We start from the raw sequence: 13,764 nt of genomic DNA on the forward strand, positions 1-13,764 counted from the left end.
TTGAGTCCATATCAGGGCTTTATCGTTCCTTTTGTGAGTAAGCAGATGGAACGTAAGTTGGCTTTTGGCTCCGCGCTTAAGGAGGTTCGGGTCCGAAAGGAGATCGCACAAGAGCAGCTGGGGGCGAGCCAGTCCTTCGTTTCCACAGTTGAACGTGGCATTCGCAGCCCTACGATCGAAAAAATGGAAGAATTTGCGGAGCGATTAGGGGTGAATCCTGCGACTTTGATTGTCTTGATGCAGGTCGGCCTAGAAGGTGATGAAGAGGCGCTTCTCAATGAAATACGGGATGAGATCAAAGCGCTGAAGCGGGTGGGTCTCTAGCCATACAGCAGGGTTTGCCAGCGGCCGGTGCGGATACTTATCGCGCTATATGCAAAAAAGCCACCTTTGCCCTCGCGGCTTAGGTGGCTTTTTTCATGTCATGCACTGCATTAGTGCGGTCAGTCTCAGATTTCTGAAAAAAGTCTCAGTCATCGTGAAAAGTGAAGGAGCAAGGCATCAATCCCAGCTCAACGCGCCACCCGTTTGATACTCGATAACCCGAGTCTCGAAGAAGTTCTTCTCTTTCTTCAAGTCCATGATCTCGCTCATCCATGGGAACGGGTTGGTGGTACCTGGGTATTCTTCTTTCAAACCGATCTGCGACAGGCGACGGTTAGCGATGAACTTGAGGTAGTCCTCCATCATCGCTGCGTTCATGCCCAGTACGCCGCGCGGCATGGTGTCGCGAGCGTATTCGATTTCCAACTGGGTGCCTTGCAGGATCATTTGCGAGGCTTCTTCTTTCATTTCGGCATCCCACAGGTGTGGGTTTTCGATCTTGATCTGGTTGATCACGTCGATACCGAAGTTCAAGTGCATGGACTCGTCACGCAGGATGTACTGGAACTGCTCGGCAACGCCAGTCATCTTGTTGCGACGACCCATGGACAGGATCTGAGTGAAGCCGCAGTAGAAGAAGATGCCTTCCAGAACGCAGTAGTAGGCGATCAGGTTGCGCAGCAGTTCTTTGTCGGTTTCGACGGTACCGGTGTTGAATTCCGGGTCGGAGATCGCGCGGGTGTAGCTCAGGCCCCAGGCGGCTTTCTTCGCAACCGACGGGATCTCGTGGTACATGTTGAAGATCTCGCCTTCATCCATGCCCAGCGACTCGATGCAGTACTGGTAGGCGTGGGTGTGGATCGCCTCTTCGAACGCCTGGCGCAGGATGTACTGGCGGCATTCGGGGTTGGTGATCAGGCGGTACACGGCCAGCGCCAGGTTGTTGGCAACCAGGGAATCGGCCGTGGAGAAGAAGCCCAGGTTACGCATGACGATGCGACGCTCGTCGTCGGTCAGGCCTTCCGGGTTTTTCCACAGGGCGATGTCCGCGGTCATGTTGACCTCTTGCGGCATCCAGTGGTTGGCGCAACCGTCCAGGTACTTCTGCCAGGCCCAGTCGTACTTGAATGGCACCAGTTGGTTGAGGTCGGCGCGGCAGTTGATCATGCGCTTTTCGTCAACCGCAACACGGGCAGCGGAGCCTTCCAGCTCAGCCAGGCCTTCGGCGATGTCGAGTTGGTCCAGGGCAGCCTTGGCACGCTTGACGGCTTCCGAGTCATCGGCAGTCACGGCGCGGGCTTCCAACGCGGCAACACCGCCAGCGTTATCGAGCTTGTCGATGCCTGCGGCAGCAGCTTGAGTGGCGGTTGCGCCTTTGGCGGCTTCTTCGCCTTCGTCTTTGTCGAATTCGTCCCAGCTCAGCATGGTGGGTCTCCTGCTTGAGGGCCATGTTCAGTATGGCCGGTGGATCTTGGTTGCGTTGCTTGCGGTTGAGTACTGCTGTGCACGCAAAAACTTGGAATGCTTCCGGGAGCTTGGCTCCTCGGAGGAGGCCAGGGTTGTCCCTGACCTTCTATTAGGCTGCTGTGGGAGTGGCTTTGGCCGCTTTCGCGGGGCAAGCCCGCTCCCACAGGGGGTGTGGCGTTACTGGCAGGCTTCGCAATCCGGCTCGTCGATAGCGCAAGCCTTCGGCACTGGTGCAGGGCCGGCTGCCTGGATCGGGGCGCTGTCGCCACCGCTGGATACCGCGTTGAGCTTGCCGGTGTTGATGGTCGACTTCTCGGTGCTGGTCGCAGCCAGGGCACGGAGGTAGTAGGTGGTTTTCAGACCACGGTACCAGGCCATGCGGTAGGTGACGTCCAGTTTCTTGCCCGAAGCACCGGCGATGTACAGGTTCAGCGATTGAGCCTGGTCGATCCACTTCTGACGGCGGCTGGCGGCATCGACGATCCACTTGGTTTCCACTTCGAACGCCGTGGCGTACAGGTCTTTGAGTTCCTGTGGAATGCGCTCGATCTGCTGTACCGAACCATCGTAGTACTTCAGGTCGTTGATCATGACCGAGTCCCACAGACCGCGGGCCTTGAGGTCGCGAACCAGGTACGGGTTGATTACGGTGAATTCGCCCGACAGGTTCGATTTCACGTACAGGTTCTGGTAGGTCGGCTCGATCGACTGCGATACGCCAGTAATGTTGGCGATGGTCGCGGTCGGCGCAATGGCCATGATGTTCGAGTTACGAATACCTTTCTGAACACGCGCCCGTACCGGTGCCCAGTCCAGGGTTTCGTTCAGGTCGACGTCGATGTACTTCTGGCCACGGGCTTCGATCAGGATCTGTTGCGAATCCAGCGGCAGGACGCCTTTGGACCATAGCGAGCCCTGGAAAGTCTCGTACGAGCCGCGCTCGTCGGCCAGGTCGCAGGATGCCTGGATCGCGAAGTAGCTGACCGCTTCCATCGACTTGTCGGCGAATTCGACGGCAGCGTCGGAACCGTAGGCAATGTGCTGCAGGTACAGCGCGTCCTGGAAGCCCATGATGCCCAGGCCCACTGGACGGTGCTTGAGGTTCGAGTTACGCGCTTGCGGCACCGAGTAGTAGTTGATGTCGATCACGTTGTCGAGCATGCGCACGGCCGTGTTCACGGTACGTTGCAGCTTGGCGGTGTCGAGCTTGCCGTCGACGATGTGGTTCGGCAGGTTGATCGAGCCCAGGTTGCAGACGGCGATTTCGTCCTTGTTGGTGTTCAAGGTGATTTCGGTGCACAGGTTCGAGCTGTGGACCACGCCCACGTGCTGCTGTGGCGAACGCAGGTTGCATGGGTCCTTGAAGGTCAACCATGGGTGGCCGGTTTCGAACAGCATCGAGAGCATCTTGCGCCACAGGTCTTTGGCCTGAATGGTCTTGAATACCTTGATCTTGTTGTATTCGGTCAGGGCTTCGTAGTACTCGTAGCGCTCTTCGAAGGCCTTGCCGGTCAGATCGTGCAGGTCGGGTACTTCGTTTGGCGAGAACAGGGTCCATTTGCCGTCATCGAAGACGCGCTTCATGAACAGGTCAGGGATCCAGTTGGCGGTGTTCATGTCGTGGGTACGACGACGATCATCACCGGTGTTCTTGCGCAGTTCGATGAATTCTTCGATGTCCAGGTGCCAGGTTTCCAGGTAGGCACAGACAGCGCCTTTGCGCTTGCCGCCCTGGTTTACCGCAACAGCTGTGTCGTTGACCACTTTCAGGAACGGAACGACGCCCTGGGATTTACCGTTGGTGCCCTTGATATAGGAGCCCAGTGCACGCACAGGGGTCCAGTCGTTGCCCAGGCCACCGGCGAATTTCGACAGCATGGCGTTGTCGTGGATCGCATGGTAGATGCCCGAGAGGTCGTCCGGCACGGTAGTCAGGTAGCAGCTCGACAGCTGAGGACGCTGGGTGCCAGCGTTGAACAGGGTCGGGGTCGAAGCCATGTAGTCGAAGGACGACAACAGGTTGTAGAACTCGATGGCACGGGCTTCTTTGTTTTTCTCTTCCAGCGCCAGGCCCATGGCCACACGCATGAAGAACACCTGAGGCAGCTCGAAACGTACGCCATCCTTGTGGATGAAGTAACGATCGTACAGGGTCTGCAGGCCCAGGTAGGTGAACTGCTGGTCGCGCTCGTGGTTGATCGCCTTGCCCAGTTGTTCCAGGTCGAAGTCGGCCAGGGCCGGATTGAGCAGCTCGAACTCGACGCCTTTGGCAATGTAGGCCGGCAGGGCCTTGGCGTACAGGTTGGCCATTTCGTGGTGAGTAGCGCTGTCGGCAACGCCGAGGAAACCCAGGCCTTCGGCACGCAGGGTGTCCATCAGCAGGCGGGCGGTGACGAACGAGTAGTTCGGCTCGCGCTCGACCAGGGTACGGGCGGTCATTACCAGGGCGGTGTTGACGTCCTTGATGGCCACGCCGTCGTAGAGGTTCTTCAGCGTTTCGCGCTGGATAAGGTCGCCATCGACTTCGGCCAGACCTTCGCAGGCCTCGGAGATGATGGTGTTCAGACGGTTCATGTCCAGCGGCGCCAGGCTGCCGTCAGCCAGGGTGATACGGATGCTTGGGTGCGGCTGAACGGTGCTGTCTTCGGCGTGGCTACGGGTAGCACGCTCTTTGGCGCGCTGATCGCGGTAGATCACGTAGTCGCGGGCAACTTTCTGCTCGCCGGCACGCATCAGGGCCAGTTCTACCTGGTCCTGGATTTCTTCGATGTGGATGGTGCCGCCCGAGGGCATGCGGCGTTTGAACGTAGCAGTGACCTGTTCGGTCAGACGGGCAACGGTGTCATGGATACGCGACGAGGCAGCAGCGGTGCCACCTTCAACTGCAAGGAACGCCTTGGTGATAGCCACGGTGATCTTGTCGTCGGTGTAGGCGACGACAGTGCCATTGCGCTTGATCACACGCAGTTGGCCTGGGGCGGTAGCAGCCAGATCCTGGTTCGAATCGGCAGCCTGCGGCGCCTTGGCCTGCGGGTTCTCGCGAGTTGTGTCGGTTTGCATGGGTGTCTCCACATTCTCTATGTTTATTTAGGCGCTTTGTAAGCGCCAACCGTTCCGTCCGAAAGCCCAACAACCGACCCTGATGACACGCAGGAACACGACGCTCCGGCATGCCGAACAGGTCGGGCATACTCACTTCGGGACAGATCAGGAAATAAGGGGCAATTACTTGCCGCTCCCTGGCCGAAGTCAAAGGTTTTGAGTCTCGCTCAAAACTGTTGCTGTAAGGTGTGCCTATGGCTTGCAACACCCGTACCCGAAACAACACCCTCCAAGGGTTTGCAACGGACGCCTGCGCCGGAGCGGTTTGGCTACTGATTACGTTTTAAGTTCAAGCAAAAAAGCACTGCATCAGGGCTTGAGTTCTTTGCTTGACTTGTGCTTGGGAATCGCTTCAAAACCCAAGATGTAGTGTTTTGTTTCGATGGGGATACAAGATAATGCGGTCCAAGGGGTATTGCAAGGTCATGCTCTGTGGATAACTTGTGCGTAGTTTGTGAGTGATTTTGCCTAAAGCCTTGTAGGCCGCGTCTTAGCGCCAGATGGCCGCTCGTCACCCTTTTTTTAACCGGCTGTCGTTATCCCGGTACAAATTTTAGGGCGCGCACCCTACCACAATTTCCGGGCACTTCCGAGCGACCAACGCGGCGGTTGGCAGGCGTCGGTGCCTTCCGTAGTATCCGGTGCCGATCATGCCTTTTTGGGACGCCAGTACCCAAGGCACATAACAACAAGTTCATAACAACGAGCTGTCGAGGTGGACCGTGGAGCAGCAGCGCAGCCAGGTATTGATTGTCGAGGATGACCAGCGGTTGGCTGACCTGACACGCGAGTACCTGCAGGCCAACGGCTTTGAAGTCGAGGTTGAAGGTGATGGCGCCAAGGCCGCGGCGCGGATAATCGCCGAGCAACCGGACCTGGTGATTCTCGACCTTATGCTGCCCGGTGAGGACGGCCTGAGCATCTGCCGCAAGGTTCGCCAGCAATTTGCCGGGCCGATTCTCATGCTTACCGCTCGCAGCGACGACCTGGACCAGGTTCAAGGCCTGGATCTGGGCGCCGACGACTATGTTTGCAAGCCGGTTCGGCCGCGCTTGTTGCTGGCGCGCATCAACGCGTTGCTGCGCCGCAGCGAGCCTGCCGAGAACGAGCCGGTGCAGTGTCTGCAGTTCGGGCCGCTGCGGGTCGATAACGTGCTGCGCGAGGCCTGGCTGCAGGACAACGGTATCGAGCTGACCAGCGCGGAATTCGATTTGCTCTGGCTGTTGGTCAGCAACGCCGGGCGCACGTTGTCCCGGGAAGAAATTTTCACCTCGTTGCGTGGCGTCGGGTATGACGGCCAGGATCGCTCCATCGATGTGCGTATTTCCAGAATCCGCCCCAAAATCGGCGACGACCCTGAGCACCCGCGAATGATCAAGACCATCCGCAGCAAAGGCTATCTATTCGTGCGCGAGGCGGCAGAGGCGATGGGCCAGCCGCGATGAATTCGATTTTCCTGCGTATCTATGGCGGTATGCTCGCCGCCCTGGTGCTGGTCGCGGTGCTTGGGGTGCTGAGTGTGCACTTGCTCAACGAGGTTCGAGCCGGTCAGTACCGTGAGCGTCTGGCCCACGGCACCTTCACCTTGATGGCCGACAACCTGGCGCCGCTTGGTGAAGTGGAGCGCAAGCGCAATCTGCTGATCTGGGAGCGCTTGCTGGGCATTCCGCTGGACCTGCAGTCGTCGTCTGCCGCAGGTCTGGATGGCAGCCAGCGCAGCAAGTTGAATCGCGGCCAGGTGCTGGTAGAGAAGACCGGCCCGCATGCGGCCAGGGTCATGCGCCAGGTCGGCACGCAGGACCTGCTGCTGGTGGGCGAGGTCGAGCAGATCAGCGAGCAGTTGGCGCGAGCGACGATCTACCTGCTTGCCGATGAACTGGTGCGCTATCCCATTGGTGAGCAGCCCCGGCGCCTGGCGCAGATCAAGCAAGACAAAGGTTTCGGCTTCGACTTGAGCCTGCGTCGTATCGAGCAGACGGACATGGACGACGACCAGCGTCGACGTGTCGATGAAGGCGACACGGTGATGGCGCTGGGCAAGGATGGCGACTCGATCCGCGTAGTTGCCGGCATGGTCGGTACGCCCTGGGTGCTGGAGATTGGCCCGCTGTATCAGATGAACCCTTATCCGCCGCAGTTGTTGGCGTTGATTGCGGTGCTTGGGCTGTGCCTGATTGGTTTGATCGTCTATTTATTGGTGCGACAGTTGGAGCGACGCCTTTCCGATCTTGAGACTGCCGCCACGCGCATCGCCCAAGGCAGCTTGTCTACCCGTGTGGCTGCCGATGATGCCGACTCTGTCGGGCGCCTGGCCGCAGCTTTCAATGGCATGGCCGAACACCTGCAGCGTTCGCTGGCCATCCAGCGGGAGCTGGTACGCGCTGTTTCCCATGAGTTGCGCACGCCTGTGGCACGGTTGCGCTTTGGCCTGGAAATGATCGCCAGCGCCCGCGACGACGAGGCGCGGGAAAAGTACTTGAGCGGCATGGACGGGGACATCCAGGAACTCGACAAGCTGGTTGACGAGATGCTCACCTACGCCCGCCTCGAGCAGGGCGCCCCGGCCCTGAACTTTCAGCGGGTCAACCTGGATGCGCTGTTCGAGCAGGTAATAGCCGAGCTGGCGCCTCTGCGCAGCGACGTCAAGGTTGTGCGCGGCGTGTGCCTGGGCGATGAGCAAGAGGCGCAGGGGCAGGGGGCATGGGTCGAAGCCGAGCCGCGCTATTTGCAACGGGCCGTACAGAACCTGGTGAGCAATGCCATGCGTCACGCAGAGTCCCAGGTCAGCCTCAGTTATCAGTTGGGAACGCAGCGTTGCCGAATCGATGTCGAGGATGACGGCCCGGGTGTTCCAGAGGAAGTCTGGGATCGCATCTTCACGCCCTTCACCCGACTCGATGACAGCCGAACCCGGGCTTCAGGCGGGCACGGTCTGGGCTTATCAATCGTGCGGCGGATTATCTATTGGCATAACGGACGGGCTTCGGTGGGTAATAGTGAGCAACTGGGGGGCGCCCGGTTCAGCTTGACCTGGCCGCGTAGCCAGGGCCAGCAATGAGTACTGCCCAGCCGCTGCACAAGCTGTTTGAACCATCTCGTTTCGACGCACTGCTGCTTGAACTGTATGGCCCGGAACTGATGCCAGTCCAGCGGCCAGTGTTGGTATCGCAGTGGTCCAAGTACTACTTTGCAACGGTCTGGCAGTTGCTGCTGGGCGGCGCATCATTGCCAGTGTTCGCTGCCACCGAAGTAATCCTGGACGCTCGTGGGCTGCCCACCATGCTGACGGGGAGCGCAGCGCATTGCGCAGGACGGGATGCACTGCTGCAACAGCACCTGCAACCGCTGGTGTCGCGTCTGGCGACTTTGGGGGCGGTTGCCCCGGCGGTGCTCTGGGGTAACGCGGGCGATTGCCTGGATCAGGCATTGCAGGGTGTCGAATCGGACGTTGGCGACTTGGCCCGTTTGCTCACCTGCGCCGACAGTCCGCTGTATGCGGCGGTGGGCCTGAGTGCTTCAGGTAAACGCCAGCGTCGCACCTGTTGCCTTAGCTACAAGGTGGATTGGGTCGGCCACTGTCAGCACTGCCCGTTGCTTGCCTGAACCTCAGACGCTGACCAGGGTCAGCAACTGGTCATCCTGCAAACAGAACTGTCCCGCAAGTTCGCGGCCGCTGTGCCACTGCGGCGATAAGTCAGTGAGCAAGCGCAAGCGTGCGTGGCCGTCAGCGGACCATTCCAGCACCTCGGCATGCTCGAAATAGAAGCGCTGTTGCACGATGGGGTAAAGGGCCTTGAACAGGCTTTCCTTGAGGGAAAACGTCAGGGTCACGCTGAGTCCGGTCTGCGCGCTATCCATTCTTTGCTGCTCGGCCTCGGTAAGAATCTCCCGGGCCAGGCGCTCTGCGCGTTCATGGCTGAGCAAGGTTTCCTGATCCAGTCCAATGCCCTGGCAGTCGCTGTTGCGCGCGACCACGGCCGCCGCCCAGCCTTTGCCGTGGGTGATCGAGCCACTGATGCCGGCGGGCCAGATCGGGGAGCGATCCTCGTGGGTACCGGGGACATACAGACGACCATCCAGGCACTGCAGGGCTGCCCGGGCGCATACCCGCCCAGCCAGGTACTCCGCTTGGCGCTTGGCGACCGAACGTTGCAGGCTGGGCGTCTGCTCGATGCCGGCGCGAGCGAAGTCGTCGCTGGCGAGCAAGCTAGGGTCAAAGGCACAGCTGACCAGCTCTGCCCCGGTAATTGTCTGCGGCAAGGGCCAGTGGTGGTGCAAAGCGGTGCAACAGGAGGGCAGTCGGTTCATGGCCGCTATTGTGCCGCGGCGATCAAGCGCTTGCCAGTGATGTGCAGGGGGAGCACCCCGGTGTGAGGCGTGGGTATTTTCATTCTACGGGAGTCGTTCAGCCTAGGTTCAGGCAGGGTTCAGCAGCGGTTCAGGAGGGGTTTCTTAACCTAGCGCCATCACTTGAACGGCACACCGCCAGGAGTAACTCTCATGAAAGCGCTCAACACTCTGTTCCTCGCCGCAGCCTTTTTCAGCGCCAGCGCTGCAGTCCAGGCAGCCGACACTACTTTCGCCGGTGTCACTTACGGCCAGACCAGCGACAAAATCAAAAAATCCGGTTTGCTCAGCAGCAACACCGAGCACTTGAACACCGACGGCATCATCAGCAAGGACGGCACCTGGGGCGTACGCGTCGGCCAGATGAACGACCAGGGTCGCTACTACCTCACCTACGACAACGTTTCCAACGACCACAGCGGCTTGAAGGTGCGCCAGGAAAACCTCTTGGGCAGCTACGACATGTTCTACCCACTGGGCACCAGCACCAAGCTGTTCGGCGGTGCCAGCGCTGGCCTGACCAAACTCAGCCAGGAGTCTTCCGGCTACAGCCGCGACACCGACACCGGGTATGCCATCGGCCTGCAAGCCGGCGTGCTGCAGCAGGTTTCCGACAATGCGTCGGTTGAACTGGGCTACCGTTACCTGCGCAGCAATGCCAGCACCGAGCTTGCCGAACATGGCGGCCCGAAAGTCGGTACCCTGCGCCTGGACAGCAGCGCGCAAACCTACCTTTCGGCCAACTACTTGTTCTGACCCACGCCAGGGATTGCTCGAACCGGCCTGCAAGCGCATGGCCGGTTCGCTGTTATTCTGCACGGGGCCAGGCCTGCGTGACGAACTAAGGAAAGGGTAGGGAGGAACCTATGAAACTGCTGGTGGTGGAGGACGAAGCGCTGTTGCGGCATCACTTGTACAGCCGCTTGACCGAGAGTGGGCATGTGGTTGAAGCGGTGGCCGACGCCGAGGAAGCCTTGTATCAAGCCGCGCAGTTCAACCATGACCTGGCGGTGATCGACCTGGGCCTTCCGGGCATGAGTGGGCTGGACCTCATTCGCCAGTTGCGCTCCCAGGGCAAGGGCTTTCCCATTCTGATTCTTACCGCGCGGGGCAACTGGCAAGACAAAGTCGAAGGCCTGGCGGCAGGCGCCGACGATTATGTCGTCAAGCCTTTCCAGTTCGAAGAACTCGAGGCGCGGCTCAACGCCTTGCTCCGTCGTTCAAGCGGCTTTACCCAGTCGACCATCGCAGCCGGCCCCCTGGTGCTGGACCTCAATCGCAAACAGGCGACGCTGGATGAGCAGCCGCTGGCGCTGACAGCTTATGAGTACCGCATCCTGGAGTACCTGATGCGCCATCATCAGCAAGTGGTGGCCAAGGATCGCCTGATGGAGCAGCTGTATCCCGATGACGACGAGCGCGATCCAAATGTGATCGAAGTGCTGGTGGGGCGGTTGCGTCGCAAACTTGAGGGTGACAACGGCTTCAAGCCGATCGATACCGTCCGTGGCTTGGGCTACCTGTTCACTGAGCGTTGCCGATGATCCGTTCGTTACGGGTGCGCCTGATGCTGGCGGCTGCGCTGCTGGCGCTGTTGTTCATGCTCGCCTTGCTGCCGGCCCTGCAGAAGACGTTCAGCCTGGCATTGCAGGAGTCGATCGAAAAGCGCCTGGCCTCGGATGTTACTACCTTGATATCGGCAGCGCGCATCGAGCACAACCAGTTGCAGATGCCGGACTTGCTGCCGGATGAAAAATACAACCTGCCCGACAGCCGTTTGCTCGGCTACATCTATGATCGCCAGGGCAATCTGGTCTGGCGGTCCCGGGCTACGGCCGATGAAAACATCAACTACACCCCACGCTATGACGGGCGCGGCAACGAGTTTGCGCGCATCCGCCAGGCCGACGGCGAGGAGTTCTTTGTCTATGACGTCGAAGTCAAGCTGCTCGGTGGCAAGACGGCAGCGTTCAGCATCGTTGCATTACAGCCGGTGCGCGAATACCAGCATACCCTCGACGGCCTGCGCGAACGCCTGTACCTGGGGTTTGGTGCGGCGCTGCTGGCCTTGCTGGTGTTGCTCTGGGCGGGTTTGACCTGGGGCTTGCGCTCGTTGCGCCAGTTGAGTCACGAGCTTGATGATGTCGAGTCCGGTGCCCGCGATGGGCTCAGCGGCGAGCATCCTCGTGAGTTGTTGCGTTTGACCGGTTCATTGAACCGCCTGTTGCGCAGTGAGCGTGACCAGCGCCAACGCTACCGTGATTCCCTGGACGACCTGGCCCATAGCCTGAAAACCCCGTTGGCGGTGTTGCAAGGGGTAAGTGAAAGCATGGGCCAGCGTCGTGAAGACCGTGAGCAGTCGCGGATTCTGCAAAGTCAGATCGAGCGCATGAGCCAGCAGATCGACTACCAGTTGCAACGCGCCAGCCTGCGCAAGAGTGGCCTGGTCCGTTATCAGGTAGCGGTGCAACCGTTGCTCGAAAGCCTGTGCAGCACGCTGGCCAAGGTGTACCGCGACAAACAGGTGAACATCACCCTTGATGTGCCCGAGCAGGCTGTCGTGCCGATGGAGCAAGGAGCATTGCTCGAACTGCTTGGCAACCTGCTGGAAAACGCCTACCGCCTGTGCCTGAGCCAGATCCGCATCAGCCTGCGCAGCGATCCTTCGATGATCGAGTTGTGTATCGAGGATGACGGTCCGGGCGTGCCGCCTGATCAGCGTGAGCGCATTCTGCAGCGCGGCGAACGCCTGGATCGGCAGAATCCGGGGCAGGGTATTGGTCTGGCGGTGGTCAAGGACATCATCGAGAGCTATGACGCCAGCCTCACCCTGGACGACTCCGAGCTCGGCGGCGCCGCTTTTCGTATCCGCTTTTCCCTGGACTGAATCGCCATTTTCTCTGGGCGGATTACCGCCATCCTTAAGGTTTTGCAAAAGGTGTCGGGCGGAAATCCGCCAAGTCGCTCGGCACCCTTGCATCCTCGTTGTGCACGAAACCCGCGTAAACACTGGGTTTGCACTCATAAAGCGCACCTTGGCATCGGGCTTGCTATTGACCTGACAGAGTTCTGCCAGGCAGCTCGACACAACAAATCCCTCCAGTGCAGGAGGGTTCGCGCTTTAGGTACCCCACGCGTCCTGGGAAGGATCGGGGCGGTACACTTGAGGAAATAGCCATGACGACGCGTCAGCCACTGTACAAATCGCTGTATATCCAGGTGTTGGTAGCCATCACCATCGGTATCCTGCTGGGTCACTACTACCCTGAAACCGGCGTTGCCCTCAAACCCCTGGGTGACGGCTTCGTCAAACTGATCAAAATGGTCATCGCCCCGATCATCTTCTGCACCGTGGTCAGCGGTATCGCTGGCATGCAGAGCATGAAGTCGGTTGGCAAGACCGGTGGCTACGCGCTGCTCTACTTCGAAGTTGTTTCCACTATCGCCCTGATCATCGGTCTGGTCGTGGTCAACGTTGTCCAGCCGGGCGCCGGCATGCACATCGATGTCAGCACCTTGAACGCCAGCAGTGTGGCCGCCTATGCCGCCGCCGGCGCGCAGCAGACAACGATCGGCTTCCTGCTCAACATCATTCCAAACACCGTGGTCGGCGCTTTCGCCAACGGCGACATCCTGCAAGTGCTGATGTTCTCGGTGATCTTCGGTTTTGCCCTGCATCGCCTGGGTGCCTACGGCAAGCCGCTGCTGGACATGATCGATCGCTTTGCCCATGTCATGTTCAACATCATCAACATGATCATGAAGCTGGCACCGGTCGGTGCTTTCGGTGCCATGGCCTTCACCATCGGCCAGTACGGCGTAGGTTCGCTGGTGCAGTTGGGCTACCTGATGGCCTGCTTCTATGCCACGTGCGTACTGTTCATTCTGGTGGTGCTGGGTGGTATCGCTCGTGCACACGGCTTCAGCGTTCTCAAGCTGATCCGCTACATCCGTGAAGAGCTGATGATCGTGCTGGGTACCTCGTCGTCCGAGTCGGCCCTGCCACGCATGCTGACCAAGATGGAACGCCTGGGTGCGAAGAAGTCCGTGGTCGGCCTGGTGATTCCAACGGGCTACTCGTTCAACCTGGACGGTACTTCGATCTACCTGACCATGGCTGCGGTGTTCATCGCCCAGGCCACCGATACCACCATGGATATCACCCACCAGATCACCTTGCTGCTGGTGCTGCTGGTTGCGTCCAAAGGCGCTGCCGGCGTCACGGGGTCGGGCTTTATCGTGCTGGCGGCTACCCTGTCCGCAGTGGGCCACTTGCCGGTTGCCGGCCTGGCGCTGATCCTGGGTATCGACCGCTTCATGTCCGAAGCCCGTGCCCTGACCAACCTGATCGGTAACGCTGTTGCGACCGTGGTGGTGGCCAAGTGGGTCAAGGAACTGGACGAAGACAAGCTGCACGCAGAGCTTGCTTCCGGTGGTTCGCCGCTGATCGATACCCGTCCGATGGACGACCTGGGCGTAGCCGAGGGTCCTGCTCGCTAAGCTATTGGCTGAGCCATGAAAAAA

11 protein-coding genes are annotated in these 13,764 nt (G+C 59.7%); 8 read left to right on the top strand and 3 right to left on the bottom strand.

Annotation, left to right across the window (positions count from 1 at the left end; all coding sequences use genetic code 11):
- Positions 1–45 precede the first annotated feature (45 nt).
- Positions 46–324, top strand: a complete 279-nt coding sequence (locus V0R60_RS10330; RefSeq protein WP_330079618.1) for a helix-turn-helix domain-containing protein — start codon at positions 46–48, stop codon at positions 322–324.
- A gap of 177 nt (positions 325–501) precedes the next feature.
- On the opposite strand, the gene V0R60_RS10335 is transcribed toward V0R60_RS10330, so the two are convergent.
- On the bottom strand, positions 502–1,749 hold the full coding sequence (locus V0R60_RS10335) for a ribonucleotide-diphosphate reductase subunit beta (RefSeq protein ID WP_045187463.1): 1,248 nt from the start codon (positions 1,747–1,749) through the stop codon (positions 502–504).
- Positions 1,750–1,968: 219 nt separating this feature from the next.
- Positions 1,969–4,851, bottom strand: coding sequence for a ribonucleoside-diphosphate reductase subunit alpha (locus V0R60_RS10340; RefSeq protein WP_136474951.1), 2,883 nt, complete (start codon positions 4,849–4,851; stop codon positions 1,969–1,971).
- A 764-nt stretch (positions 4,852–5,615) separates the two neighbouring features.
- Between V0R60_RS10340 and V0R60_RS10345 the strand changes: the two genes are divergently transcribed.
- The 3 genes from V0R60_RS10345 to fhuF are packed head-to-tail and all read left to right on the top strand — an operon-like array spanning position 5,616 to position 8,496.
- Positions 5,616–6,338: a response regulator transcription factor gene (locus V0R60_RS10345; RefSeq protein WP_330079619.1), complete on the top strand. Its 723-nt coding sequence runs from the start codon at positions 5,616–5,618 to the stop codon at positions 6,336–6,338.
- A complete protein-coding gene (locus V0R60_RS10350; RefSeq protein ID WP_330079620.1) occupies positions 6,335–7,951 on the top strand; it encodes an ATP-binding protein in 1,617 nt (538 codons plus the stop codon). Before V0R60_RS10345 ends, V0R60_RS10350 begins: the two co-directional genes overlap by 4 nt.
- A complete protein-coding gene (gene fhuF / locus V0R60_RS10355; protein ID WP_330079621.1) occupies positions 7,948–8,496 on the top strand; it encodes a siderophore-iron reductase FhuF in 549 nt (182 codons plus the stop codon). Before V0R60_RS10350 ends, fhuF begins: the two co-directional genes overlap by 4 nt.
- Before the next feature lie 3 nt (positions 8,497–8,499).
- Here the strand turns inward: fhuF and V0R60_RS10360 are convergent, their stop codons facing one another.
- The gene (locus tag V0R60_RS10360) at positions 8,500–9,201 is read right to left on the bottom strand and encodes a 4'-phosphopantetheinyl transferase family protein (RefSeq protein ID WP_330079622.1); all 702 of its coding nucleotides are present in this window, start codon (positions 9,199–9,201) and stop codon (positions 8,500–8,502) included.
- 192 nt (positions 9,202–9,393) lie between these two features.
- Here V0R60_RS10360 and V0R60_RS10365 point away from each other — a divergent pair, with 192 nt between their 5' ends.
- From V0R60_RS10365 to V0R60_RS10380, 4 genes are all read left to right on the top strand, one after another.
- Complete coding sequence (locus tag V0R60_RS10365) at positions 9,394–9,996, top strand: outer membrane beta-barrel protein (protein ID WP_136474956.1); 603 nt, start codon at positions 9,394–9,396, stop codon at positions 9,994–9,996.
- 110 nt (positions 9,997–10,106) lie between these two features.
- A complete protein-coding gene (locus V0R60_RS10370) occupies positions 10,107–10,784 on the top strand; it encodes a response regulator (RefSeq protein WP_136474957.1) in 678 nt (225 codons plus the stop codon).
- On the top strand, positions 10,781–12,127 hold the full coding sequence (locus V0R60_RS10375; protein WP_330079623.1) for an ATP-binding protein: 1,347 nt from the start codon (positions 10,781–10,783) through the stop codon (positions 12,125–12,127). Before V0R60_RS10370 ends, V0R60_RS10375 begins: the two co-directional genes overlap by 4 nt.
- 290 nt (positions 12,128–12,417) lie before the next feature.
- Entirely contained in the window at positions 12,418–13,740 is a 1,323-nt protein-coding gene (locus tag V0R60_RS10380; protein ID WP_330079624.1) for a dicarboxylate/amino acid:cation symporter, read from the top strand.
- Positions 13,741–13,764 lie beyond the last annotated feature (24 nt).

Source organism: Pseudomonas auratipiscis, from assembly GCF_036324085.1.
Lineage (GTDB): Bacteria > Pseudomonadota > Gammaproteobacteria > Pseudomonadales > Pseudomonadaceae > Aquipseudomonas > Aquipseudomonas auratipiscis.